This window comes from Siphonobacter sp. SORGH_AS_0500, from assembly GCF_031453245.1.
Classification (GTDB): domain Bacteria; phylum Bacteroidota; class Bacteroidia; order Cytophagales; family Spirosomataceae; genus Siphonobacter.
Window position 1 is genome coordinate 4,062,289 of record NZ_JAVIYT010000001.1, and the last position, 24,142, is coordinate 4,086,430.

The window sequence follows — 24,142 nt, forward strand, 5'->3', positions numbered from 1 at the left end:
TAATAGCCAAATCTAATTCGGATTATCCTTGCTTTTTCAAGGATTAAGTTGAATTCATTCAAGTAGCCCGCTCTTTGGTCGTAACATTTTCGGAGCCAGTCGAGTACTTCAGCGTACTTGCTTCGCTTCCACTTATATTCAATGCTTCGAAATCGCTTCATTCATCACTATGAGAAATCTTTTACTCTTGCCACTGCTGGTTTTGACCACGCTGGCGTACGGTCAAAAGAAAGGTAAGAAAATACCTGCCCCCCCTACTCCCAAAAAAGCCCTAACCCATAATGTCTATGATGGCTGGAAATCCATTACCTATCGGAACCTGACTAACAATGGCGAATGGGCCGTGTATACCGCTAACCCGCAGGAAGGCGATGGAGCCGCTGTTTTTTACAGTCTCAAAAAGAGTAAAATTGATTCCGTTCATCGGGCTGCGGACATTCAGTTAGGTTTTGATTCGGACATTGCCGTTTTCAAAATCAAACCTCAACTGGCTGCCGTTCGCGACGCGAAGAAGAAAAAGAAGAAACGCGAAGATATGCCCAAGGATTCGCTGGGTATTTACACCTTTGCCACGGGTCAGGTAACTAAAATTCCGAAGGTAAATTCCTTCCAGTTACCCGAAAAAGCGGGTGGTTTTTTAGCCTATCAACTCGAAAATCCCGCCGCCAAGCGTGATACCACCGCTCGTAAGGGTCGTAAGCCAGCGAAAAAGGAATCCGAAGAAAATGGGTATCAGGTCGTTCTGAAAAACCTGAAAACGGGTTCGCAAACGTCTTATGGTTTTGTAACGGCTTACGAATTCAGTAAAAATGGCAAACGTTTTGCGTACATCACTACGGGTAACGACAGCACGGTAAAGACTCCGGCGGTTTACGTCGTTGATCTGGCCAATGGTTCATCGCAGAAAGTATACGAAGGCAAGGGTAAAACCAAGAAGTTAACCTTTGACGAAACGGGTGACCAGTTGGCTTTTGTGACTGATCCTGATACCAATGCCAAATCGCTGGTTCATTACTATAAACTCTATTACTGGAAATCCGGCGAATCACTGGCTCGCAAAGTAGCCGACGAAAGCAACCAACCCGGTAAAAAGGGCTGGCTGGTCAGCGGTGATGCTCCTTTGGCTTTCGCTAAAAATGGTTCGAAGTTATTCTTCGGAACAGCTCCCAAACCCGCTATTGCCGACACCACTTTGTTACCCGATGAAGTCGTAAGCGTAGAAGTCTGGGGACCCAAAGATCCTGCCCTTCAGCCGCAGCAAAAAGTAACGGCTGAACGTGACAAGCGACGTTCGTATACAGCCGTTTTCACGCCTGCTGACGGAAAACTAGTTCAGTTAGCTACGCTGGAGATGGATCAAATCATGCCCGTTGCGGATGGTAACCCAGATTATACCGTTGGTCTTTCCGACAACAAATTCTCACATGAACACTGGGACTGGAACAGCCGGAACGATGCTTATGTTGTATCTCTAAAAGACGGTTCTAAAAAACTGATTGGCGAAGGTATTCGTGGGAACATCCGCATCTCACCCGAAGGTAAATACGCGTACTGGTTCTCGCTGTCAGATACCGCCTGGTATGCGTATTCATTTGCCAACGCAAAAACGGTTCAGTTAACCAAAGACCGTAAGTTTGCCGACGAAGACGATGACCATCCTGATTTTCCTCGTGGGTACGGATCAACGGGCTGGACGAAGGGTGACGAAGTATTCTACCTCTACGATAAGTACGACGTCTGGACGGTTAATCCAACTAATCCTTCCAGCCTGACTCGCATTACGAAAGGTCGTGAAGAAAAGAAAACCTATCGTTTCATTAATTTGGATCGTGAAGATCGTGGCGTTGTTGACTTAAGCAAACCCCAACTGGTTCATCTGTTTAACCACACCACTAAAGGTAGCGGGTATGCTCAGTGGAGTAACAACACGATGACGGTGCTACATCAAGGTGATTTTGCGGCTTCTCCGATGGTAACGAAAGCCAAAAATACCGACGAGATTCTGTTTACGAAAATGACATTCCGGGATTATCCTGATCTACTGGCGACGGATCTGACGTTCAAAACCATTCGCAAAATCTCGAATCTGGGTGAACAAACGAAGCCTTACCGCTGGGGAACGGTTGAAATGGTTTCCTGGGTTAATGGCGATGGTGTTCCTTTACAGGGTCTGCTTTACAAACCTGATGATTTCGACACAACGAAGAAGTATCCGATGATTACCTATTTCTACGAAAAAGAATCGGATAACATTCACAACTTCGTTACCCCTGCTCCAACGGCCAGTGCCCGTAATAACTACGCCTACTCGGTATCCAACGGTTATATCGTTTTTGTTCCAGATATTATCTATCAGGACGGTTATCCCGGGAAGAGTGCCTATCGCTGTATTATTCCCGGCGTGCTGAAATTGCTGGAAAACACCTGGATTGATCGTAGCCGTTTAGGCATTGTGGGTCACAGTTGGGGTGGTTACCAGACGGCTTACCTCATTACGCAGACGGATCTTTTCAAAACGGCTGTTCCGGGTGCTCCCGTAGCTAACATGACCAGTGCTTACGGTGGTATTCGCTGGGGCACAGGTCTGAGTCGTCAGGCTCAGTACGAGCATACGCAAAGCCGCATTGGAGCTACTATTTGGGAAAAACCCATTCAGTATATTGAGAACTCTCCGCTGTTCTATTTACCGAATGTGAAAACGCCCGCTCTGATCATGCACAACGACGAAGATGATGCTGTCCCCTGGTATCAGGGCATTGAGTTATACCTGGGTCTCAAGCGTTTAGGCAAACCCGCTTGGATGGTGAACTACAATACGGAGAAACACGGTCTTCGCGTTCGTAAAAACCAAAAGGACTGGACGATTCGTATGTGGCAATACATTGACCATTACCTCAAGGATGCCCCAGCTCCCCAATGGATGGAAGAAGGATTACCCATGATTGAAAAGGGTATCAACCAACGATTACTGCCCGCAATGCCAGCGGATAACTAAACAGAAAAGGCCGAATTGCTCGTAGCAGTTCGGCCTTTTCTTTCAGATCGCCAAGTTACTTATGCTTCTTCGCGAATAATTTTAATTGACTGGATAACGTCACCCTGACGGATATCATCCACAATATCCAGCCCTTCAATAACCTGACCAAATGCCGTGTGCACGCCATCCAGGTGAGCGGTGTTCGAACGGTTGTGGCAGATAAAGAACTGGCTACCACCCGTGTTAGGTCCGCGGTGAGCCATAGACAGGACACCACGATCGTGACGCTGACGCTCGGCTTTCGTTTCGCAGGGAATTGAGTAGCCAGGGCCACCTGCACCCGTTCCGGTTGGATCGCCACCCTGAATCATGAAATTAGGAATCACCCGGTGGAACTTCACTCCATTATAAAATCCCTTTTCTGATAAATCAATAAAGTTTTTAACCGTAATAGGCGTCTCTTTTTCGAAGAGCTCAATCACCATTGTGCCCTTGTCGGTTAGCATTTCAGCTTTTACCATTGCGTGTATACTTAGTTAGTTAAGAATGCGAAGTTAATTATTTCAGCCGACAGGACTGAAAATAGTCCGGGCTTCCTGGAAATTAACCTAAAGTAAGCTCATAAAATTCCCTCTGAGCATATTTAGAAACAGCCTTGTGGAAGACATTGCAAACCTGAAACTTAAAAACGAGGTTAAAATTTTTCAAAAAATAAAAATGACCATTTTTAAACTTGTTTTTATTAAAAAAATAACATTTCAGACAAAAAAGGTCCAAAATTAAACGTGTACTATAGCATTAAAACAAAATTTTATAGAAGTTTCTTCACTTTAAAACCTTATTGTTCTACATATAATACAATGTTTTATCAGAATTAATCTAATTATTCCAAATTATTTATATATATTTGTATAAAGACTTTCAATCAGTCAGGGAATAGTCTTTTTTTAGTTCAGTATACATTACTAGATATATAAAGTCATGAAACGCTATATGATTACCGCGATTCTGGCCGCGTTGGTTGGAGTTGCCGGAGCACAGGACAAACCTAAATTAGATCACGGATATTCCACAGGTAACTATAAACACGCGAATAAAGCAGCAGTAGCTCGCCAACAGGAACAGACTTCTGCCACTTTGCAAAGAGATGGCTCCGTTAGAGAAACCCTTGGCTTACAGTCTACTGGTAATTACAAAGCTCAACGGCCTTATTCAACGTTAGGAAAGCTGAATACTCCAGCACCACCTGTTACCGGATATGCCACGACGGATCGCAGCCAATCGCCCCGAAATTACAAGACGGGCGTACCGATGACTTCTTCCGTAGAGGCTCAACAAGCCAAACGAACGAAAGACAGTCTCCGTACTACTAATGCGGATGAATAACCACGAAAGCCGGGTCAATTACCCGGCTTTTTCTTTTTATAGTCATTCGGCTCTGTCAAGTAACTTAATAGATGACTAGGCCAACGGTTCCATGTAAGGTATTGAATTGAGTAAGCGTTCTTTCCTTCGTGATCTTCTCCCTAAGACGGCCATAGACCTATAGTTATGTGGTCACTTGGCAGAGCCGAGCGACTGCATGCGAGTAATCGTGAGTGAAATTCTTTCCGATCGTCACTAGGTAACTAATCCAGCTTTTTCTTTTGTCTATATCTAGGTAGTATTACCTCACTAGAGGTCAATTCTCTACATTATTCCCAACTTGCCAGAATCTCGGCATCTCTATATAAGTAACTGTTTATCAATATTTTAATTCATATACTTATAAAATGGCACGCTGATTTTACCTACTATAAGCATAACTAAATAGAACTAGATATTATGGATAAGTTAGCAAAGTTTGAGTTAATGGAAAAAATAGTTCGTGAATTAGGCGATCTGCAAAATAGCCAAACTGCTGTCCTCAAAAAAATTGGTCAGATCGAAGTGGAGAACATTGAGTTGAACGATAAACAACTGGAAAACGGTGTATCGGATTTGTTCACCAAGTTGTCAGACTGCCTGGACTCAGTAACGGCCATTCATACGGAATTTGAGCAACGAACTGCTCAGTTCCAGAAAGATAATAATCTGGTGCCGGAAGAATCTGCTAGTTAGATATTTCCTTTCCCCGATTAACCGGAAGAGGAGCTCAATAGAGCTTCTCTTTTTTTATGTCTGAATGATTGGTTTCTTATCCATTTGCTGCCGAATGTGAGTTTTCATCCCAAACAGTAAACGAGTCAGTTGAAAACGCCGGATGATTAATTCATACAATAGCCAGCATCCTCCGAAAGTAATTCCGACCAGTAGTAGAAATTTCAAAGGCCAGGCCATAGGCAAAGGAGCCAGATAGTATCCTGCGGAAACCGTAATCGTTTGGTGAAGGATATAAAATGGATAAACCGCCTCATTAGCGTAAGATAAAAATCGATTATTGAAACGAAGGTAACGATATCCGTTACCGAAGATGGCCAACAAACAAGCCCAGGCGTTGAAAGTTCTAAAGAATTCATAACCCGCCCAGGCAGCTCCTTCCTTAGGTATCGAATCAATCCAGAAAAATGTATAAAGAATAGTGGTGCAAACGCATACTAAGCCGAGCGTTAAAAAGCGGTAACGAGCCAACGTATCCCAGAATTGCTGTTGGGTGCAAAAGACATAACCCGTTAGAAAAAGGCTGAAGTAATGCCAGTGTTGTCGCCAGTCGCGAACCAGGTTATTGGTGGTTGGAAAGCGTTCGTCCCACCAAAAATCAGCAAGCCAGTGCCAAACAGTGGGTATTAGCAACAACCACAAAGGATTCGAGAAAACCTGAGCTAATCGAGCCGTGAGTTGTTGCCCTCCAGGCTTTCGCAATAGTAATAAAATGGGTAATCCGATTACCGAATAACAGAACAGATAGGCCAGATACCAGAGGTGATGCCAACTGAAATTACCCTTAGGGTACGGGAGGAATTCGAAGGTTGACGGATAAAATTCCAGAAAGGAATACGTGGCCCCATTACTGATTCTTTCGAAGAAAATTTGAGGCGGAATAATGAAGAACATACCAAAAACCAGCGGAATGAAAATGCGTTTGGTACGTTCGCCCAGAAAAGATCCCGCCGAGCGTTGCCCTAATGCCCAGTATACGCCCATTCCAGAAATCATGAAGAGCAAAGCCATTCGCCAGGCACTGGTAAACATCATCGGGTACTCAACCCAATGGGTTTGAACATTGTTTTTTACGTGCCATCCCCAATAGTTGAAGAACATGCCCGTATGGAAAAAGATGAGTAAAAGAAAGGCAAGGACGCGGAGCCAGTCGAGATCGTAACGACGAATAGATTTCATGGGTATTTTGATTTGAATACCCAAAAGTCTTGTGTATCAGGGCCGTCAGGCGAATGTACAGATCAGGAAGATGTACCCGCCGATAGGGACGAACTTCGAAAAACGGCGGGAGTCTGCCCCGTTTCCCGCTTAAATGCTCCGTTAAATGCTGACTTTGAGTTATATCCTACGCTCTCGGCAATTTCTTCAATTTTCAGATGATTATATTGCGACGAACGTAACAACTCCTTAGCTTCCTGAATTCGATGCTTTGCTAACCATTCGAAGAAACTCAATCCCATGGCGTCGTTGAGTACTTGAGAAAGGTGATGCGTAGAAACGCCGAGCTGCTGAGCCAGTTTGGGTAAAGAACAGGCTGAGTCCAGATAAGGCTTTTCAGTACTAATCAACGTTTGCAACTTTTCGAGCGTTCGTCGCTGCAACTCGGGCGTTAAAGAAGACCGTTCGTATTTAGGAGGTTCAGGTCTTTCTACTTTGAAAAATCCCGACTGTCGGATAATGGTAAAACTGGTGGCATAAATTACGAAGGCCATGTGAGCTACCACCAAATGATCGCCCAAGTCGCTTTCAAAGGTGGCTCGGGTCACCAAATAAATGATTACAATCAGCGTCAGGTGAACCATCAGATTTCTATACCAGAGTAGTTCCGACTGCTGACTAGACCAGAGCGAAAGCTGACTTCGTTTAAAAGCCTGACTTATTTCTTTCCAACCCAGAAAAAGATAAATCACCATGCTGATTCCGGTAAAATCATTGATATGCCACTTGGGCCAGAACATCCAGCGTTCGCCGTAGCATTCGAAGGGTGGTTGTGGTACTTCTGGGTGAAAAGCGTCTAGAAAAGCTTCATATTTGAGACTCAAAGGCTGTGGATACCACATCGCTACCATGTAAACCAGGTATAAAGCGGCGGGTAAAAAATGCCAGGCTTCTTTCCAGTGCCAGGTTTTACGTAAGCTCGTCCGAAAGTACAAATACAAACAGGGAAAAATGACCAGATTAACAGGTTCGGTGGAATCCACCAGACCTAATACCTGAACCATGTAATTGGTATACCCCAACCATACGTCACTCATTAATACAATCATGGAAAGCAATGCAATGCCCAGAAAACGATTCGGAAACTGCTTGCCTTTGCTATGAGTGAGGAAAAAATACACTAGAAAACCACCCTGTATAATACCAAGCAGAATCAGGATCGCGAAAAGATCAATATGTGGCTTTAAATCGGGCATGTACAAAACAAAAAAAGCCTACCTCGCGGTAGGCTACGAAGCTACAAAAGGTTTGCTTACTTAAGCAAGTTGAGCAGATACTTGCCATAGCCACTTTTAACCAGGGGCTTGGCAATTTCTTCCAGCTTGGCTTTGTCAATGAAGCCCATGCGGTAAGCCACCTCTTCGATACACCCGATCTTGAGGCCCTGCCGCTCTTCAATCACCTCCACAAACTGCCCCGCCTGCATCAGCGAAGCAAACGTACCCGTATCCAGCCAGGCCGTGCCCCGGTCGAGTACGCCTACTTTCAGCTTGCCTTTTTCCAGATACACCCGATTGATGTCGGTAATCTCCAGCTCGCCCCGAGGACTTGGCTCGATGGCTTTGGCAATCTCCACGACTTCATTGTCGTAGAAGTATAAGCCCGGAACGGCATAATTGGACTTAGGCTGTTCGGGTTTCTCTTCGATGCTGACCACATTAAATTCCTCATCAAACTCCACCACCCCGTACCGCTCAGGATCGTGTACCTGATAGGCATACACCACCCCGCCCTCGGGATCGTTATTGGCCTGCAAGAGTTTCGACAGGCCCGAGCCGTAGAAAATGTTATCGCCCAAGATCAGAGCTACTTTATCCTGACCGATAAACTCCTCGCCAATAATGAAGGCCTGAGCCAGTCCATCCGGGCTAGGCTGCACGGCGTAGGTGAACTGGCAACCCAGACGGCTTCCATTGCCCAGCAGCTTCTCAAAATGCGGCAGATCGTGAGGCGTCGAGATAATCAAAATCTCTTTAATGCCCGCCAGCATCAAAATCGACAGCGGATAATAAATCATCGGCTTGTCGTAGACGGGCATCAATTGCTTGGATACGGCCAGCGTCAAGGGATGCAAACGGGTACCGGAACCCCCGGCTAGTATAATTCCTTTCATGTGTTCAGTTTTGAATGTCTGAATGAGAGAAGGAGTGAATGGTTGAAGCAAGAGGCCCTTCTTTCCTGGGAAACGAAGTAATCAACTCAGCGAACATACTATAAGTTCACCGCATAGATTCACTCATTCATTCCTTCTCTTCTTCAAAATTAACGTTGTGCGTACATGCTTTCGTAGTAGTTCTGATAGCTACCCGAAGTCACTTCTTCCAGCCACTGGGTGTTCTCCAGATACCATTCTACGGTCTGAGTCAGTCCCTCTTCGAAGGTAACCGAGGGCTGCCAACCCAGTTCGTTCATGATCTTGTGAGCATCAATGGCATAACGCAGATCGTGCCCCGCCCGGTCGGTAACGTAAGTAATGAGGCCTTTGGAAGTACCCGCCTGACGGCCCAGTTTATCATCCATGATTTCGCACAGCAGGTGCACTAAATCAATGTTTTTCCACTCGTTAAAGCCGCCAATGTTGTAGGTTTCCCCTTGCTTGCCCTGGTGGAAAACCACATCAATGGCTCGAGCGTGATCTTTCACAAACAGCCAGTCCCGCACGTTTTCACCTTTGCCGTAGACGGGCAGGGGCTTGTGGTTAAGGATATTATGAATCATCAGCGGAATCAGCTTCTCGGGGAAGTGATTGGGTCCGTAGTTATTGGAGCAGTTGGTCAGCACAAAAGGAATGCCGTAGGTATTGCCATAGGCCCGAACGAAGTGATCCGAAGAAGCTTTCGAAGCTGAATAAGGGGAACGGGGATCGTAAGGGGTGGTTTCTAAAAAGAACTCATCGGGATTGTGCAGTTCACCGTAGACTTCATCCGTCGAGACGTGGTAGAAGAGGTGACGGGAGTAGTCGTCTTTCCAAGCCTTTTTAGCCGCGTTCAACAGATTGACCGTGCCCACCACGTTGGTAAGCACGAAAGCCATGGGATCCGAAATCGAGCGGTCCACGTGACTTTCAGCGGCCAGGTGAATCACGCCGTAGAAGTCATGCTCAGCAAACAGAGCCTCCAACACATCCGCCTCGCGAAGGTCAGCCTTGACGAAATGATAGTTGGGCTCGTTTTCGATGTCTTTTAAGTTAGCCAGGTTACCGGCGTAGGTTAAGGCATCCAGGTTATACACCTGATACACGTCTTTGTACTCGGTCACAAACCGGCGGACCACATGCGAACCAATGAAGCCCGCTCCGCCCGTGATTAATAGCTTTTTCATAAATTAATAAGGAAATATTTTAGAACAGGCTGACCCTTGAACGACTCTATTTTGCTAACTGTTCCTGCCAACGCCAGGCATCTGCCAGAGCTTCCGCCAGCGTTTTCTCGGCCTGCCATCCTAATACGTCTCTTGACTTGCTTACTTCAGCGTAAATCTCCATAATGTCACCTGCCCGACGAGGAGCAAATTCATAATTTACTTTCACGCCCGTTACCTCTTCAAACGTATCAATCAACTCCTTCACGCTGGTTCCTTTACCCGTTCCGATGTTGAAGTATTCGTAATAGTTCGCGTCTTCTTGTTTCACTAGCAATTCCAGGGCCTTCACGTGAGCTTTCGCTAAATCAACTACGTGGATGAAATCGCGGATGCAGGTTCCGTCAGGCGTGCCATAATCATTACCGAAGACCATCAGTTTTGAACGGATACCAATCGCCGTCTGAGTTACGAAAGGAACCAGGTTCGCAGGAACACCAATGGGTAATTCTCCGATCAGGGCTGACTCGTGAGCTCCAACAGGATTAAAGTAACGCAGGGCTAATGCTTTTAAACCGAGCTTGGCAGCTACCGTATCCCGAATGATCTCCTCACCTACCTGTTTGGTATTGCCATAAGGCGAAGCCGCGGGTAGTACGGGCGTTTCTTCAGTTACGGGAATGGAGTCGGGCTGGCCGTATACGGTGCAGGAAGAAGAGAAAACGAGATTAGACACGCCATTGGCGGTCATCGCTTCCAATAAAGTTACCAGAGCTGAAATGTTGTTTCGGTAATAGAGCAACGGTTTTTCAACGGATTCACCTACAGCCTTGCTGGCCGCAAAATGAATCACCCCCTGAATGTTTTCTTCTTTGAAAATCTTAGTTAACAGAGCCGAATCATTGCAGTTGGCTGAGTAACTCTTTACTTTTCGACCTAAGATGGTTTCTAATCGATCCAGAACTTTGGGTTCTGAGTTGGAGAAATCATCCAAAATGATGGGTTCAAAACCAGCTGCTATTAATTCTACGACAGTGTGTGAACCAATAAATCCGGCTCCGCCGGTAACTAGAATGTTCATAAGAAAAGGCTTGAACGCTTTTTATATTGACTCCAAAAATAGGCAAAATACCTATGACCAAACTAATGATTTAGATGATGATTTCGTAAAAGATGACCCATTAAACACTATTTTTTTTCTTCTTTTCTTATCGACATACTTTTCTTGTCTTAAGCTAAGCCTAGAATGCCGGGAATGCTTTTGCGAAAAACTATGTTAAAGCCTTTGGCATTTGGCCTAATAAATTGTAAGTTGAATACGTAATCATCAATTTCGCTATGGATAATCGCGAACTAAAAGCTTTGGTTTCTTTACTAGAGGACGATGATCGGGAAGTTTCTTCATTAGTCGAACAGAAAATTCGGTCCCTGGGGGATTCAATCATTCCTTTTCTGGAAGACCATTGGGAAAACTCCGGTTTTAACCCTAATGTTCAGAAACGTATCGAGGATTTAATTCACGATCTGCAATTTCGCACCCTTACAGAACGGCTGCGAGTCTGGAGAAATAATGGTGGCACCGACTTACTCGAAGGCCTCTGGCTCATTGCTACCTATCAATACCCGGACTTATCGCTGACGAAATTACAGCAGGAGGTAGATCAGATTTATTACGACGCCTGGCTGGAATTTCGGCAGGGCATGCACTCCGCAGCCCAGATTGATACGCTGAATTATGTCTTCTTCAAAAAGCTGAAGTTTGGAGCTAATACCAAGAATTTTCATTCGGCGGCCAATTCCATGCTGAATATCGTGCTGGAAACGCACAAAGGTAACCCCATCAGTCTCTGCGTATTGTATATGCTGGTAGGTCGCCGACTCGGAATGCCTTTACACGGGGTTAACCTTCCGAATTTGTTCGTGCTCACCTATAAGGTTGACGACGATACTCAGTTTTACATCAATGTTTTTAACAAAGGACTGATTTTTCGGCGAAAAGATATTGACAATTACCTGGCCCAGCTTAACCTGGCTCCTAACCCCATTTTTTACGATCCCTGCACCAATACAGACATCGTGAAACGGGTATTACGGAACCTGACGCTGGCTTTTGAAAAAACTGGCGATGACGAACGAGCCCAGGAAATGAATCAGCTTATTAAAATGCTTTCTGAAAACGATGATACGTATGATCTGAATTAGTGGTTCGTTATGCATTCAAAGCAAAGGCCACACTTAGACAGTCTGGCCTTTGCTTTGAATCTTGCCTATACTATTGTTTGTCTCAACAACAACCAACTATTCTGCCACAACGGTCAGAATGCAGTCTTCAACAGCTATTACTTCCAGTTGATAGGACTTAGACTCTGTTTCCGTGCGAATCCAGCCTGTGATATGAAGGCTCTCTTCGCTAAATGGCTCAATGAGTATATTTCCTTTAAAACTCAGTTTTTTCTCTCCGTATAACTTATACAAAGCTTCCTTGCCCGTCCAGTAAATGCCCAATTTACGAAGATTTTTCTGGGCATGTTCCTGTTCCGTTTCACTCAGGTATTTATGGGAAACGACCGCTAATTTTTCGCTAATAGGTTCAATATCAATCCCTACTCTCTCGACAGGATGCCAAATCACCGCCGCAAATCGCAGTGAGTGAGATAATGAAAAATGGCTGTTGGTATTATGCAGGAAAGGCTTATCGTAAATGTCCTTCCGAATCCCATGATACGTTTCGCCGACGGATTCGACCAGGGTTTGAATAAGAATCCGACTGGCCAGAAATTCACGTTGCTTTTGAGGGTGATTAATTTCCTGAAACGTAGCTATATCTGCCGGGCTTCCCCGAAATAAGCGTTGTAGTTCCTCTAATTCTTCCGTAATTTCCCAAAGAGCAACCTGCCCTTGCCCATCAAAAGGCCGCATCCAAACCAATGGCATCCGATTCTGCTTAAATTTGGACAAAAATATGGATTCATCGAACGCTGTAGGGCATTTCAGGTTAGAAGTTTTAGGAAAAGAGCCGCTCAGGTTTCTAATTTTCAGTAAAAAATCTTCCCTTTTAGGCCTAAGTTCTGCTCTGTTCAGGAGCGGCCAGCCCCTTGGTAACTCCTTCATCCAGATGAATCATACAACGAGTTATGGCTTTACAAATTGAAAAGATAGATACATTCGCCGGGCACCGGGACGCTATTTATGCCCTTAGTCCGGCCAAAGAACCGCAGCAGTTCTATTCCTCTGGTAGTGATGGCTTAGTCATTCGCTGGGATCTGACTAAACCCGATCTTGGCGAACTCATCGCCCGCATTCCGGCTTCGGTTTACGCCCTTGCTTATGACGAATCGACGGATTTACTTTGGGTAGGTCAGAATTTTGATGGCATTCATCGCATTAACCCTATAACACTACAGCAGCAAGATTCCATTCAACTGACGTCTTCTCAGATTTTTGATATAAAGCTTTTTGAAGACCTCGCTCTGGTGGCTCAGGGCGACGGAACCGTTACCGTTCTTGATCGGGCTAGTTTCCAGATTCGCAAGCACTTAAAAGCCAGTGAGGCCTCGGCCCGAAGCCTGGACGTAAACCCACACAGCCGGGAATTCGCCGTCGGTTACAGCGATTGTACCATCAAAATTTTTGATCTCGATACCCTAACTTTAAAATTTATTATTGCGGCTCATACACATTCTGTATTTTCCGTTCGTTATTCACCCAATGGCCGCTTTTTAGTTTCCGGTGGCCGTGATGCCCACCTGAAAAGCTGGAAGGTGGGTGATCCTTACCAAATACAACAGGACGTAGTGGCCCACATGTTCGCAATTAACCACATTACATTTAGTCCTGACTATCAGAAAATTATAACCGCCAGCATGGACAAAACGCTCAAGATCTGGGATGCTCAGACGCTGCGTTTACTAAAAGTGCTAGACTGGGCCCGTTTTGCGGGTCATCGCACATCTATTAACAAGGTGCTATGGTTACCGCTGGAATCGGGATTGATTTCCGTTTCTGACGACCGACTGATTTCGATCTGGAAGGTTATCGAGCAGGTTTAAATTTCGGTTTTTTGGAAATAAGCTGGTCTTTCCCGTTGAAATGTAATTCTATTGGATAATTTTGAATACTAGAAACCTTCACAAACGAGATCGAGACCGAGGAGCTAATTTTTGGTTTGAATCAAGTTTCAGCCCAATACGACAATGAAAATTACACCACTTGATATTCGTAAGCAGTCTTTTGAACGCGTTTTCCGGGGTTATGATAAGGATGCCGTCGATGCTTTTTTATCCACCATTTCGCAGGAATGGGAGCGATTATTAGATGAAAACCGCCTGCTTCATGAACGTATTGAACGTACAGAAAATGATTTCAGCAAATTAAAAGCTCTGGAAAATACCCTCTATAAAACCCTGCAAACTGCTCAGATGACAAGTCAGGAGATGGCAGTCAAGGCTCAGGAGGAATCCAGTAAAAAAGTAGTAGAAGCGAATCAACAGGCGGAAGACGTTCTTTCGAAAGCTCGCAAAGAAGCCAACATGCTGCGAATGAATGCGGAGAATAAGGCCCGTTACATCATTGAAGAAGCAGAAAACGAACTCAAAGGCCTCGAACGGGACATCAAGGCCATGGATAAATACCGCGATACACTCATTTCTCATTTAAAAGGATACGCTACAGAAACGTTGGAACGGCTTCAGCGATACGAAGAAAAATCGCAACCCATTCCTTTTGAGCAAAAAGCGGCTGAGCTTCAGGAAGTATTAGCTGGCATCTCAACCACTGCGGCTCTACCCGAAAACGTAGGAACGGATGAGCCCGAACCTCCGGTTGAGATACAGGAAGAAGTAACCCCACCCACGCCAGTAGCCGAGGTAATAGCTGCGGAGCAGGCTCAGGTAGAAGAACCCGAACAACCCGTTCAGACGGAACCTGTCAATAAAGAAGAAGGTTCTTTCTTCGATAAGATCTAAATCATCGGGAGCTTTCAGGCTCCTCTTTTTTTCATGGGAACAATTGCCTTAGAAGGTCTGGAATTTTTTTCCTACCACGGTTTTTACGAGGAAGAACAAAAAATTGGAAATCGCTACTCTATCGACGTAATCATTACCGTTGACTTTGAGCAAGCTGCCATTACGGATAAACTCAGCGAAACAGTTAATTATTCAGACGTTTATCAGATTGTGGCAGAATTGATGCGAAAATCACATAAGTTACTGGAACACATCGCTTATCAGATTATTCAGGGAATCCGTGATCATTATCCTCGCGTGGAAAAAATTAAGGTTTCCGTGTCTAAATATAATCCACCCGTGGGAGGCGTTTGTGAACGCTCCCGCATTACACTGGAGGGTTAAGCTGGCATGAATTTAGTGTGATGGACTGCCTGTCACACTAAATTTTTTAAGCCATGGATTATCAACTGGTAGACCCTAAAGAAGAGGCTTTTCACAACGAGTATTTCGAAATTTCTTTCCCTGATCAGACGCATCCAAGTCTGTATTTTACCTCTAACGCCGAAATTTTGGAAGATGTAGCGGCTGAAATTGTACATCGCCACGCCGATAATACGCCCGGCTGGCAAATCATTCCTCATGCCAAAAAGCACTAGGAAGTTCCTTAACAATCTCTTTTCAAATCTTTCATGTAAGTATTACTTCGGTTCAATAGCTTTGGATCTTTAATGCAATTCATACAACCATGAAATTTGTTTTTATCCTATTCCTTCTGGTCTGTGGAATGCAGGCTCATGCCATCACTCCCCCAAACCCAGCAGCCATTGCTCAAGCGGACAGCCTTGTTTGGAAAGACTACGTAGGTAAATACAAAGGCATTGAGGGCGTTTTTGAAAACTTGATTGTTAGTGTCGAAGACGATAAACTGATGGGCGAAGCTACCGGACAGGGGAAAGGCCAGTTAGTAGCCGACACGAAAGCTGATACGTTTAATGTACCGGGTTATCATGCGATCATTATTTTCATTCGAGACGCTGACCATAAAGTCATTAAATACCGAATGCGGGTACAAGGCCAGGAGTTTGAAGGAGAAAAGATTGAATAAGGCTGTTGATAGGAAGTTCTTACTGCCGGTGGATAGCTGGCAGTTTTTGTTTTATGTCCATTAACCCGAAATGAGTAAAGACAGATTCCTGGAAATCTTCTAGTTTTGTCAAAAAAATGGAGTTTCTATAAGGGCTTCTTTGTTTCTATGACTTTACGTACGCTCGTTAAAATTTCAAATATTACTAACCTTTCCGACGCTCGTTACTGTGCCGGTATGGGCGTTGAGTGGCTGGGTTTTTCAATGGATACCATCGCATTGGATCGCTTCAACGAAATCAGAGGCTGGCTGGCCGGGGTTTCTATTGTGGGAGAAACCGATGCTCCCCATCTGGATCAGATTAAGGCTTTGGTTGCGGAGTATAAACCCGATGTGCTACAAATCAGCCACGTAGAATTAGTGGAAGAAGTAAAAGAATTAGGCTTACCCATTATTCTGAAACTGGATTTGGCCGAAGGATTGCCCACCGAATTAAGGGGAGCCGATTATTACCTCATTGACCATTCCGATCCCTTCGCCCACATTGACCCGCCTACGCTGGGTTACCTGGATCAGTTTGCCTATAAATACCCAACGCTACTGGCTTTCGGTATTAACGAAATGAATGTACTGGAGGTAATTGATCAGATTCCGGTAAAAGGTATTGCCCTCGCAGGTGGTGAAGAAACCCGCCCCGGCTTTAAGGAATTTGGTGAAATGATGGACATTCTCGAACGCCTGGACGAAGAAGGAGACTTTTAGTTAGTTAAGGGTTATTGCGTCAAGAACAAGCATAGCCGCGGGATAATCTCGCGGCTATGCTTGTTCTTGGCGTCTAAGTATGCCGATTTGTATCCATTGTTTCAGTAGAGACGCGATGAAGTCATATCTCTACTTGATTGCTTGATTATTATACCTTTTCGGATTGGGAATCATCCGCCCTGGTTGGTTTCCTCACCACCCAGGGCGGGAATAGATTGACTAGTAAAACCGCCTCTTACCCAGACGCGACTTCATCGCGTCTCTACTTGAAATGCTTGATTGCTATGATTTTTCGGATGGGCAATCATCCGCCTTGGTTGGTGTCCTCACCAACCATTAAGCCTTTATGAATGGCTGGTGAAGACACCAGCCAGCGGCGGGAGCATGCAATTATATACGCCCCCCGGATTGTCATCCGGGGCTATCTATGTTGAACCCCTCCGGGGTTATACCTCCCATTTCTAAACAACTCCCCTACCTTTACGGATTTTCACTTCCCAAACTCAAAACTCAAAACCGCAGCGGCGGCCGCTCCAAACTCTTATGCAAAGAACAAGTATCCTACTGCAATAGCTGCAACAATTCCGGCGAAGTCGGCTAATAAACCTGCCCATAACGTATAACGCGTTTGCTTGACGTTTACCGAGCCAAAATACAGAGCGATTACATAAAGAATAGTATCGGCTGAACCCTGAAAAATACAGGCTAACCGCCCTACAAAAGAATCGGCCCCGAAGGTTTTCATCGTATCAATCATCATAGCTCGTGACCCGCTTCCGCTTAAAGGGTGCATCAGGGCGGTCGGCAATGCATCCACCCATTCCGTTCGGATGGGTAAGTAACTAAAAGCCCAGCGAAACCCTTCTACCACATACCCCAAAGCTCCTGAGTTTCGCAGTACGCTAATGGCAACCAGCATTCCAACCAGATAGGGAATCACTCGAACAGACGTTTCAAAACCACCCTTGGCTCCCTCGATAAAACTAGAAAATACATCTATCTTTTTTCGAAAAGCAGCGATCAAAAAAGACAGTACAAAACCAAAAAGAATCAGGTTACTGAATACTTTAGAGAAAGTTTCAATCCCTTCTTTTGAAAGAGTATTCAGGTAAGCTAACAAGGCTACAATAGCGAGCGTCAAGCCACCCAACCAAGTCAATATTACCCGATCTAAAAGGTTGATTTTCTGACGAAAAGCGACGAAGAGTAACCCTACGAGCGTGGCTACGTAGGTGGCAATCAGGCAGGGAATAAATACGTCGGAAGGATCTGTAGCTCCGTACACCGCCCGCTGAGCCATTACTCCCAAAGGAATTAATACCGGCCCCGCCGAGTGCAGGGTCATGAACATAATCTGGGCGTTGGTAGCTACTTCTTTGTTCGGGTTCAGTTCCTGCAAGCTCTGCATGGCTTTCAGCCCAAAAGGTGTCGCTGCGTTATCCAAACCCAGCATATTCGCCGAAAAATTCATAATCATCTGCCCATGAGCCGGATGGTCTTTCGGTACTTCGGGAAAAAGTCGATTGAAGAAAGGACCAATCCGCCGAGCCAGAAAACCAATGGCTCCTGCATCCTCTCCAACTTTCAAAATGCCCAGAAAAAAGGTCATTACACCCGCCAGAGGCAAGGCAATTTTCATTACCGCGACCTCGGCTGAATCGAACATGCCATCAACGAGGAGTTTGAAAATTTCAGTGTCTCCAAAGAGAATGAGCTTAAAAAGGGCCACGACAAACGCAACAATGAAGAAGCCAATCCAGAGGTAATTAAGAGCCATGGGGAAACACTAATAAAAGTCGATATGCTTTCGGAAGCCTGAATTTCGCTGAAAAGCCTTAAAAACCAGTTTTCCAGGAAAAGAAAAACAAAAGCTCCTCCTGGCCGTATTATGTGTATCATTCTGATTTAATTCAAATTTCCATGAAGTTTCTTCTGTTTTCGCTGACTTTATTACTCACGAATCCTGCCAAGCTCACCACCGCTCCCTGCCCGGACGAGGCAAATCTGGAAAAAGCCGGATTGGTTGATATTCAAAAAGTTGACCCTAGTTTATTGGTCGATTTAAAATATTCGACCACAGACAACTTTGTCAAGAAAGATGTGTACGGCTGCATTACTCGCTGTTACCTACAACCCGACGTGGCCCAGAAACTAAAAAAAGCTCAGGAGCACCTCCGAAAAAATCATCCGAATTATCGTTTGCTGGTGTACGACGGCGTTCGTTCGCGGAAAGTACAGTGGAAGCTTTGGGAAGCTTTACCACAATATGCTCCCAAATACCGTACGAATTACGTGGCTCACCCTACTCGCGGTTCTATTCATAACTACGGCTGTGCCGTTGACTTAACCGTGGCCACTGCCGACGGTAAAGCCTTGGACATGGGTACTCCTTTTGATTTTTTTGGTAATGAAGCTTACCCCCGTAAGGAGGATGAAATGCTTCGGCAGGGAAAAATCACAAAAGAGCATGTTAAAAACCGACAGATCTTACGGGATGCCATGCAGGCGGGCGGCTTCATGGGCATCACCAGCGAATGGTGGCACTTCAATGCCATGAGTCTGGCCCAGGCAAAGTTGAAATATACCATCGTGGAAGAGTAGTCTTGTTGACGTGATTTTATCGCTTCTGACTACGAAGAGGACTAAAAAGAAGGTAACAGATTGGATTCTACCCAGACGTAATAAATCGTCGTCTCTGCAGAAACAAATCCATTAATTTTTACTGCCGTAACTTTTTTGAAAAATTAAATACTGATTATCAGATCAATAAAAATTATTTTAAACTTTTTTCAGCGAATACTTGCGAAAGGCTCATTTCATTACGTAAGTTTGCAACCCCAAACGACGGGAAACAGAAATAAAAATAAGGGTGATTAGCTCAGCTGGTTCAGAGCATCTGCCTTACAAGCAGAGGGTCGGGGGTTCGAATCCCTCATCACCCACTTCATTTTTATTTCAAATCTAGCCTTCGGGTGATTAGCTCAGCTGGTTCAGAGCATCTGCCTTACAAGCAGAGGGTCGGGGGTTCGAATCCCTCATCACCCACCCTTCTAAAGCCTCACTTTTCAGTGAGGCTTTTTTATTTTCGCCTTAATACCTCGCCAATAAGGGTTGGAATCCGTCAAGGTGACCATCCTCAATACGCCCGTTTTTTCCTGGCCTCATTCAATCTACAATCTGGCCCTCGCGAACCTTTCTGTCTTCTCATACAAAGGGTTTTCATTTATTCTCAACAATCGTCTTTACCACGGCGGTGGGAATCCGACTCGTAACTCCGCATTCAACAACGAAGGATACGTCCAACTGATCATTACTGGTTCAGTATTTTAATCAACAGCTGATGGCAACTATCAAAATATTCAGTCATGGAAACTATTCAGATTGGAGATCAGGTAATCCATAAACCCAAAAATCAGGATTCCATTCTTAATGGAGGAGAACCGATGGTGGTGGCAGGAATTGAAGAAGGAATGGCCATGTGCCAGACTTTGGATGTAACCTTACGGATTCCTCTGGACGAATTGATTAAAACTACCGATGCCATTCCTGGTTTTGTAGGTTAATCAAGGGAGCAGGCTATTCCTAATCTCCTCCATCGCCAGCAAATTTATACTTCTACCGAATCATCCTTCAAGGTATCCTGAATGTATAACATTTTTACCATGACCATAACCATGGCCATTAAAGGTGTGGCCAAAATCAGACCCAGCACGCCTGTGAAAAGGCCAATGATTAATTGAGAAATCAGCACCAGAGCGGGAGGAATATCAATCATACGTTTCTGCACGATTGGGGTCAGCACATTACTTTCAATCGCCTGAATCCCTACGTAAATCAGGATCACATATAATGCCTTTTCGGGCCCGTCCATTAAAGCGAAAAGCACCGCTGGAATCAAGGCAAAAATGGGACCGATGTTAGGAATAAAGGTTACCAAAGCCGCAAAAAGAGCCAAGGCTCCCGCCAGAGGAATGCCTAAAGCCCATAGACCTATAAAGCTTAGGACTCCCACTACGGCCATAGAGAACAGTTGCCCCATCAGCCATTTCACCAGCGTCTCTCCTACTTTATCCAGCACTTCACCCGCTCGGTTTCTGGATTTTTTGGGAATGAGCAGAATAATACCTTCACGATAAAGTCGGGGCTGAGCGGCGATGAAAATGGCCAGGAAAAAGATAACGTATAAATCTGCTATCGTACCAAAGGTAGAAGACAATACGCCCGTAGCTCGATTCATCCATTTAGAACCTCCTTGCATAAGCTCGCTTTCGGAAGGAATCATTTCGAGTACTTTACTGCCCATCTCATTCTGCGAAAGCTTTTGCTGAAAATTGTCAACGGCCTTGGGAATGCCTTCTTTTAAATCGCTGAACTGATGCCCAATCGTCGTTGAAAAAATCCAGATCATTCCCACAAAAAGTCCCAGCGTTACTAATGCGACCATAACCAGACTGATGCCTTCTTTCCAGCCCGTCTTTTTACTTAGCCAGCGAGCAGCAGCCCGCAGCGGTAAAGCAATTAATAAGGAAGCGGTGATGAGTAATAAAATGTCAAAGCTAAAGCCTAGTAATAAGGTAAGCAGAATTAGGAAAATGGTAATACCGACCGTTATGCCTACTCGCTGAGTAAAGGTATAAGGCCGTTCCTCGGATGTGTTTTGTTCAGAAGTAATCGTTTGCATGAATAAGGGAAGGTTACGTATATGAACTTGTACATTATACTTAAAAAAAATGTACCCCTTCTTCAACCCCCTGCCCTCTTTCCTTTGAATCAAACCCTTCCTTCTCCTCAACAGGCAGGATTTTTTACTTTACTTTTCTGCTAAAACTAAGGCCTCAACTTTATTCTAAACAACCTTCTACCCATACTTTATGCAAAAGCTTTTATCCATTCTTTGCGTCAGTCTGTTCTTTTCCGGTGTCACTACTGCTCAGGAATTCCCAACCCTGGGAAAAATCGTTCGGCTAGATCCAGCATTTGATCAGATTATTCCGCTTCAGGCTACTATTGAGGTAGTCGCCTCTGGTTTTAAATGGGCAGAAGGCCCCGCATGGTCGAAAAACGAAGGTTGCCTTTTCTTTTCTGATACAAAACAGAATAAAATTTACCGCTGGCACCCGCAGGATGGCCTGAGCATTTTTTTATCTCCATCCGGCTATACCGGACGAGGTGAGTACAGCGATGAACCCGGCTCTAATGGTTTACTGATTAATGCGAAAGGAGAACTCGTTGCCTGTGAACACGGCGACCGACGATTAACCCGAATGCCCATGAAGACAGGCGGAAAATATACGCTCGCCGACCGCTGGGAAGGAAAGCGATTCAACTCCCCAAACGATGTGTGCGAACACTCCTCGGGAGCTTATTACTTCACCGATCCACCGTACGGATTAGCTCAGAAAGAAAAGGACCCCAGTCGGGAAATGGATGCCTTCGGCGTCTATCGGGTAGATAGCAGCGGAAAAGTTACCCAGATTATTAACAACCTGAAAAGACCAAATGGTGTCGCTCTCTCGCCGGACGAAAAAACTTTGTACGTTGCTCAGTCCGACGATAGCGAACCTTATATCATGGCCTATCCTTTGCAGAACGATGGTTCGGTAGGAAAAGGTCGCATTTTTTACGATTTCACTCCTTTGATCAAACAGGGATTGAAACGAGCCCCTGACGGAATTCGTACCGATGCTTCTGGTAACCTTTATGCAGCCGGTGGCGGTGGATTCCTTATTCTGAATGCTCAGGGGAAACTGTTAGGAAGACTAGAATTCAAAACGGCTACTTCGAATTGCAGCTTTGGTTCAGACGGTTATATGTATCTGACGGCTGAAAACTACATCTGTCGAGTTAGAGTATCTGTTCCAGCAAGATGATTAAATTACCTAGTAGGATGTTAGGTAATAACTGAGTTATACTAAACGTAATTAAAGTATAATTATAAATTAATATCTAATCTTTAAAAATAGCAATGTTTACGGCTTTCGATTTCTAATGTCTTTTTAAGCACCTGCGACTAATCCCCTTATTTCTTCGGTGTTAGACGGCTAAATTTCGATGAATTTATTTTTCCATCTAGGTAAATATTTAAAAAACTAGTTTCCTGAAATTCAAGCATATAAAACATTTTTTTAATCTTAAACTAAGGTTTATGTTTTGATTACAAATTATATCACTCAATTTTAGGAGACGATTCCTCTCCACCACCATGCATCTATCTTAATAAACTTTAAGACTTTAGTACTTATTCATGGCAACTCTCCTGGAGTTGAATACCTTCGGAACCGATAAAGTGGGCTACTTAAGCGTATTTGAGAAAATTTTGCCTGGCGATATTAAACGTGCTTTTTTCGTATATGGGGTACCGCCAAATTCCCAGCGAGCTAAGCACGGACATTTACAGTCTCATCAGGCATTGGTTTGCCTGAATGGTAGTTGCCGTATTGAAATTTCAAACGTCAACGGAACGGCTTCTTTTCATTTAAGCACCCCACAGAAATGTCTGGTCGTTGAACCTGCCGACTGGCTCCTGATGGACCAATTCTCGAAAGGGTCTGTCTTGCTGGTCCTCTCTAATTATTATTACGACTTAGACGATTACTTTTATCAAAAACCATGATTTCCCACCTCGACATGGGACGGGTGAACCGACCCTACGAAGTTCAACTAAGCGAAGCGGCCCAACGCGTGCTTACCTCTGGCTGGTATATTCTCGGAAAAGAACTAACTGCCTTTGAAGCCGACTGGGCTCAATATTGCGGTACTAGCCATTGCCTGGGTGTAGGCAACGGTCTGGAAGCAATTACGCTTATTTTTAAAGCTTTGCAATTGCCCGCTGATAGCGAAGTACTGGTTCCCGCTCATACCTATATTGCCTCCATTCTGGGAATTACCAATGCTGGTTTAACGCCCGTACTGGTGGAACCCGATCTTGCTACCTATAACATTGACCCGCAGCAAATTGAGCAGCATATTACCAAACGAACGAAGGCCATTTTACTGGTTCATTTGTACGGAAAAGCTTGCGACATGGAACCCATTCGGAAGATAGCTGAAAAGTATAATCTCCGAATTGTTGAAGACGCCGCTCAGGCTCATGGGGCTACGTATCAGGGAAAAAAAGTAGGTAACCTTGGCGACGCGGCGGCTTTTAGTTTTTATCCCACCAAAAATCTTGGTGCTTTGGGCGATGCCGGAGCCATTACCACCAGTGATCCCGAATTGGCCCGCCGGATTTTTTTGCTTCGTAACTACGGCTCAGAAGTAAAGTATTACAATGAAATGCAAGGAGTAAACAGCCGGCTCGACGAATTACAGGCGGCTTTATTACGGGTAAAAATTCCTTATTTGGATGATGATAATCAGCGTCGGCAAGCCATTGCTCAACGTTTTCTATCAGAAACAACGAATCCTGACGTTCAATTACCCCCAGCCGAAACCTGTCATCAGGATGCCTGGCATTTGTTTGTGGTAAGGCACCCCCGTCGGGACGTTTTCATGAAAGAATTACAGGCCTTGGGCATTCAGACCATGATTCATTACCCCGTGCCTCCCCATCAACAAAAGGCGTATCAGGAATTCAGTCACCTTTCTTTACCCCTTACCGAACAACTTCACCGCGAGGTTGTTAGTTTACCCTTATATCCAACCCTTACCGACGAAGAAGTTAGCCAGATCATTGCGGCAGTAAATGCCTGCTAAGGTTAAGGTTCGTTCTTTTTG

The 24,142-nt window shown here is 44.9% G+C and carries 24 protein-coding genes and 2 tRNA genes; 17 read left to right on the top strand and 9 right to left on the bottom strand.

Going from position 1 to position 24,142, the window contains the following annotated elements:
- Positions 1 to 169: 169 nt before the first annotated feature.
- A complete protein-coding gene (locus tag QE357_RS17230) occupies positions 170 to 2,995 on the top strand; it encodes a prolyl oligopeptidase family serine peptidase (protein WP_309710064.1) in 2,826 nt (941 codons plus the stop codon).
- A 59-nt stretch (positions 2,996 to 3,054) separates the two neighbouring features.
- Here QE357_RS17230 and QE357_RS17235 read toward each other — a convergent pair whose 3' ends face one another.
- Positions 3,055 to 3,498, bottom strand: coding sequence for a peptidylprolyl isomerase (locus QE357_RS17235; protein WP_106635378.1), 444 nt, complete (start codon positions 3,496 to 3,498; stop codon positions 3,055 to 3,057).
- A gap of 460 nt (positions 3,499 to 3,958) precedes the next feature.
- Between QE357_RS17235 and QE357_RS17240 the strand changes: the two genes are divergently transcribed.
- Both QE357_RS17240 and QE357_RS17245 read left to right on the top strand, forming a co-directional pair.
- Positions 3,959 to 4,363: a hypothetical protein gene (locus QE357_RS17240; protein ID WP_309710068.1), complete on the top strand. Its 405-nt coding sequence runs from the start codon at positions 3,959 to 3,961 to the stop codon at positions 4,361 to 4,363.
- Between the two features lie 438 nt (positions 4,364 to 4,801).
- A complete protein-coding gene (locus QE357_RS17245) occupies positions 4,802 to 5,077 on the top strand; it encodes a hypothetical protein (protein WP_106635376.1) in 276 nt (91 codons plus the stop codon).
- Between the two features lie 54 nt (positions 5,078 to 5,131).
- On the opposite strand, the gene QE357_RS17250 is transcribed toward QE357_RS17245, so the two are convergent.
- The 5 genes from QE357_RS17250 to galE all read right to left on the bottom strand — a co-directional run bounded on the left by QE357_RS17250 (position 5,132) and on the right by galE (position 10,715).
- Positions 5,132 to 6,295 (bottom strand): acyltransferase family protein, encoded by a 1,164-nt coding sequence (locus QE357_RS17250; RefSeq protein WP_309710070.1) that lies wholly within the window; start codon positions 6,293 to 6,295, stop codon positions 5,132 to 5,134.
- A 62-nt stretch (positions 6,296 to 6,357) separates the two neighbouring features.
- Complete coding sequence (locus tag QE357_RS17255; RefSeq protein WP_309710074.1) at positions 6,358 to 7,530, bottom strand: helix-turn-helix transcriptional regulator; 1,173 nt, start codon at positions 7,528 to 7,530, stop codon at positions 6,358 to 6,360.
- Between the two features lie 56 nt (positions 7,531 to 7,586).
- Positions 7,587 to 8,447 carry a glucose-1-phosphate thymidylyltransferase RfbA gene (rfbA, locus tag QE357_RS17260; RefSeq protein ID WP_309710077.1) on the bottom strand — a complete coding sequence of 287 codons (861 nt, stop codon included), beginning with the start codon at positions 8,445 to 8,447 and terminating at the stop codon, positions 7,587 to 7,589.
- 149 nt (positions 8,448 to 8,596) lie between these two features.
- Positions 8,597 to 9,655: a dTDP-glucose 4,6-dehydratase gene (gene rfbB, locus QE357_RS17265; RefSeq protein WP_309710080.1), complete on the bottom strand. Its 1,059-nt coding sequence runs from the start codon at positions 9,653 to 9,655 to the stop codon at positions 8,597 to 8,599.
- 46 nt (positions 9,656 to 9,701) lie between these two features.
- Complete coding sequence (gene galE / locus QE357_RS17270) at positions 9,702 to 10,715, bottom strand: UDP-glucose 4-epimerase GalE (protein WP_309710082.1); 1,014 nt, start codon at positions 10,713 to 10,715, stop codon at positions 9,702 to 9,704.
- A 257-nt stretch (positions 10,716 to 10,972) separates the two neighbouring features.
- On the opposite strand from galE, the gene QE357_RS17275 reads away from it, so the two are divergent.
- Positions 10,973 to 11,836: a transglutaminase-like domain-containing protein gene (locus tag QE357_RS17275; protein ID WP_307141139.1), complete on the top strand. Its 864-nt coding sequence runs from the start codon at positions 10,973 to 10,975 to the stop codon at positions 11,834 to 11,836.
- A 96-nt stretch (positions 11,837 to 11,932) separates the two neighbouring features.
- On the opposite strand, the gene QE357_RS17280 is transcribed toward QE357_RS17275, so the two are convergent.
- Positions 11,933 to 12,592 carry a 4'-phosphopantetheinyl transferase superfamily protein gene (locus QE357_RS17280; protein WP_309710087.1) on the bottom strand — a complete coding sequence of 220 codons (660 nt, stop codon included), beginning with the start codon at positions 12,590 to 12,592 and terminating at the stop codon, positions 11,933 to 11,935.
- Positions 12,593 to 12,768: 176 nt separating this feature from the next.
- Here QE357_RS17280 and QE357_RS17285 point away from each other — a divergent pair, with 176 nt between their 5' ends.
- The 6 genes from QE357_RS17285 to QE357_RS17310 all read left to right on the top strand — a co-directional run bounded on the left by QE357_RS17285 (position 12,769) and on the right by QE357_RS17310 (position 16,426).
- Positions 12,769 to 13,683 (top strand): eIF2A-related protein, encoded by a 915-nt coding sequence (locus tag QE357_RS17285; protein WP_309710090.1) that lies wholly within the window; start codon positions 12,769 to 12,771, stop codon positions 13,681 to 13,683.
- A 144-nt stretch (positions 13,684 to 13,827) separates the two neighbouring features.
- Positions 13,828 to 14,598 carry a DivIVA domain-containing protein gene (locus QE357_RS17290; RefSeq protein ID WP_309710093.1) on the top strand — a complete coding sequence of 257 codons (771 nt, stop codon included), beginning with the start codon at positions 13,828 to 13,830 and terminating at the stop codon, positions 14,596 to 14,598.
- A 33-nt stretch (positions 14,599 to 14,631) separates the two neighbouring features.
- The gene (folB, locus tag QE357_RS17295; RefSeq protein WP_106635367.1) at positions 14,632 to 14,982 is read left to right on the top strand and encodes a dihydroneopterin aldolase; all 351 of its coding nucleotides are present in this window, start codon (positions 14,632 to 14,634) and stop codon (positions 14,980 to 14,982) included.
- 53 nt (positions 14,983 to 15,035) lie between these two features.
- On the top strand, positions 15,036 to 15,236 hold the full coding sequence (locus QE357_RS17300) for a hypothetical protein (protein ID WP_106635366.1): 201 nt from the start codon (positions 15,036 to 15,038) through the stop codon (positions 15,234 to 15,236).
- A gap of 89 nt (positions 15,237 to 15,325) precedes the next feature.
- Positions 15,326 to 15,685, top strand: a complete 360-nt coding sequence (locus QE357_RS17305; protein WP_309710102.1) for a hypothetical protein — start codon at positions 15,326 to 15,328, stop codon at positions 15,683 to 15,685.
- A 147-nt stretch (positions 15,686 to 15,832) separates the two neighbouring features.
- The gene (locus tag QE357_RS17310; RefSeq protein WP_309710105.1) at positions 15,833 to 16,426 is read left to right on the top strand and encodes an N-(5'-phosphoribosyl)anthranilate isomerase; all 594 of its coding nucleotides are present in this window, start codon (positions 15,833 to 15,835) and stop codon (positions 16,424 to 16,426) included.
- Between the two features lie 541 nt (positions 16,427 to 16,967).
- On the opposite strand, the gene QE357_RS17315 is transcribed toward QE357_RS17310, so the two are convergent.
- Entirely contained in the window at positions 16,968 to 18,203 is a 1,236-nt protein-coding gene (locus tag QE357_RS17315) for a nucleoside recognition domain-containing protein (RefSeq protein WP_106635363.1), read from the bottom strand.
- Between the two features lie 143 nt (positions 18,204 to 18,346).
- Here QE357_RS17315 and QE357_RS17320 point away from each other — a divergent pair, with 143 nt between their 5' ends.
- The 4 genes from QE357_RS17320 to QE357_RS17335 all read left to right on the top strand — a co-directional run bounded on the left by QE357_RS17320 (position 18,347) and on the right by QE357_RS17335 (position 19,989).
- Positions 18,347 to 19,027: a M15 family metallopeptidase gene (locus QE357_RS17320; protein ID WP_106635655.1), complete on the top strand. Its 681-nt coding sequence runs from the start codon at positions 18,347 to 18,349 to the stop codon at positions 19,025 to 19,027.
- A gap of 266 nt (positions 19,028 to 19,293) precedes the next feature.
- Positions 19,294 to 19,368: transfer RNA gene (locus QE357_RS17325), tRNA-Val, on the top strand.
- 28 nt (positions 19,369 to 19,396) lie between these two features.
- Positions 19,397 to 19,471: transfer RNA gene (locus QE357_RS17330), tRNA-Val, on the top strand.
- Positions 19,472 to 19,791: 320 nt separating this feature from the next.
- The gene (locus QE357_RS17335) at positions 19,792 to 19,989 is read left to right on the top strand and encodes a hypothetical protein (RefSeq protein WP_106637405.1); all 198 of its coding nucleotides are present in this window, start codon (positions 19,792 to 19,794) and stop codon (positions 19,987 to 19,989) included.
- Between the two features lie 44 nt (positions 19,990 to 20,033).
- Here the strand turns inward: QE357_RS17335 and QE357_RS17340 are convergent, their stop codons facing one another.
- Complete coding sequence (locus tag QE357_RS17340; protein ID WP_307141147.1) at positions 20,034 to 21,107, bottom strand: AI-2E family transporter; 1,074 nt, start codon at positions 21,105 to 21,107, stop codon at positions 20,034 to 20,036.
- Between the two features lie 190 nt (positions 21,108 to 21,297).
- Here QE357_RS17340 and QE357_RS17345 point away from each other — a divergent pair, with 190 nt between their 5' ends.
- From QE357_RS17345 to QE357_RS17355, 3 genes are all read left to right on the top strand, one after another.
- Complete coding sequence (locus QE357_RS17345) at positions 21,298 to 22,296, top strand: SMP-30/gluconolactonase/LRE family protein (RefSeq protein WP_309710112.1); 999 nt, start codon at positions 21,298 to 21,300, stop codon at positions 22,294 to 22,296.
- Positions 22,297 to 22,670: 374 nt separating this feature from the next.
- Positions 22,671 to 23,039: an FdtA/QdtA family cupin domain-containing protein gene (locus QE357_RS17350; protein ID WP_309710115.1), complete on the top strand. Its 369-nt coding sequence runs from the start codon at positions 22,671 to 22,673 to the stop codon at positions 23,037 to 23,039.
- Positions 23,036 to 24,121 carry a DegT/DnrJ/EryC1/StrS family aminotransferase gene (locus QE357_RS17355; RefSeq protein ID WP_309710119.1) on the top strand — a complete coding sequence of 362 codons (1,086 nt, stop codon included), beginning with the start codon at positions 23,036 to 23,038 and terminating at the stop codon, positions 24,119 to 24,121. The genes QE357_RS17350 and QE357_RS17355 overlap by 4 nt, the downstream gene beginning before the upstream one ends.
- The last annotated feature ends 21 nt before the right edge of the window (positions 24,122 to 24,142 follow it).

Bases quoted from the DNA above. Each gene is read 5' to 3' on its own strand.
- QE357_RS17230 (WP_309710064.1), top strand. From the start codon at position 170: ATGAGAAATCTTTTACTCTTGCCACTGCTGGTTTTGACCACGCTGGCG.
- QE357_RS17235 (WP_106635378.1), bottom strand. From the start codon at position 3,498: ATGGTAAAAGCTGAAATGCTAACCGACAAGGGCACAATGGTGATTGAG.
- QE357_RS17240 (WP_309710068.1), top strand. From the start codon at position 3,959: ATGAAACGCTATATGATTACCGCGATTCTGGCCGCGTTGGTTGGAGTT.
- QE357_RS17245 (WP_106635376.1), top strand. From the start codon at position 4,802: ATGGATAAGTTAGCAAAGTTTGAGTTAATGGAAAAAATAGTTCGTGAA.
- QE357_RS17250 (WP_309710070.1), bottom strand. From the start codon at position 6,295: ATGAAATCTATTCGTCGTTACGATCTCGACTGGCTCCGCGTCCTTGCC.
- QE357_RS17255 (WP_309710074.1), bottom strand. From the start codon at position 7,530: ATGCCCGATTTAAAGCCACATATTGATCTTTTCGCGATCCTGATTCTG.
- rfbA (WP_309710077.1), bottom strand. From the start codon at position 8,447: ATGAAAGGAATTATACTAGCCGGGGGTTCCGGTACCCGTTTGCATCCC.
- rfbB (WP_309710080.1), bottom strand. From the start codon at position 9,655: ATGAAAAAGCTATTAATCACGGGCGGAGCGGGCTTCATTGGTTCGCAT.
- galE (WP_309710082.1), bottom strand. From the start codon at position 10,715: ATGAACATTCTAGTTACCGGCGGAGCCGGATTTATTGGTTCACACACT.
- QE357_RS17275 (WP_307141139.1), top strand. From the start codon at position 10,973: ATGGATAATCGCGAACTAAAAGCTTTGGTTTCTTTACTAGAGGACGAT.
- QE357_RS17285 (WP_309710090.1), top strand. From the start codon at position 12,769: ATGGCTTTACAAATTGAAAAGATAGATACATTCGCCGGGCACCGGGAC.
- QE357_RS17290 (WP_309710093.1), top strand. From the start codon at position 13,828: ATGAAAATTACACCACTTGATATTCGTAAGCAGTCTTTTGAACGCGTT.
- folB (WP_106635367.1), top strand. From the start codon at position 14,632: ATGGGAACAATTGCCTTAGAAGGTCTGGAATTTTTTTCCTACCACGGT.
- QE357_RS17300 (WP_106635366.1), top strand. From the start codon at position 15,036: ATGGATTATCAACTGGTAGACCCTAAAGAAGAGGCTTTTCACAACGAG.
- QE357_RS17305 (WP_309710102.1), top strand. From the start codon at position 15,326: ATGAAATTTGTTTTTATCCTATTCCTTCTGGTCTGTGGAATGCAGGCT.
- QE357_RS17310 (WP_309710105.1), top strand. From the start codon at position 15,833: ATGACTTTACGTACGCTCGTTAAAATTTCAAATATTACTAACCTTTCC.
- QE357_RS17315 (WP_106635363.1), bottom strand. From the start codon at position 18,203: ATGGCTCTTAATTACCTCTGGATTGGCTTCTTCATTGTTGCGTTTGTC.
- QE357_RS17320 (WP_106635655.1), top strand. From the start codon at position 18,347: ATGAAGTTTCTTCTGTTTTCGCTGACTTTATTACTCACGAATCCTGCC.
- QE357_RS17335 (WP_106637405.1), top strand. From the start codon at position 19,792: ATGGAAACTATTCAGATTGGAGATCAGGTAATCCATAAACCCAAAAAT.
- QE357_RS17340 (WP_307141147.1), bottom strand. From the start codon at position 21,107: ATGCAAACGATTACTTCTGAACAAAACACATCCGAGGAACGGCCTTAT.
- QE357_RS17345 (WP_309710112.1), top strand. From the start codon at position 21,298: ATGCAAAAGCTTTTATCCATTCTTTGCGTCAGTCTGTTCTTTTCCGGT.
- QE357_RS17350 (WP_309710115.1), top strand. From the start codon at position 22,671: ATGGCAACTCTCCTGGAGTTGAATACCTTCGGAACCGATAAAGTGGGC.
- QE357_RS17355 (WP_309710119.1), top strand. From the start codon at position 23,036: ATGATTTCCCACCTCGACATGGGACGGGTGAACCGACCCTACGAAGTT.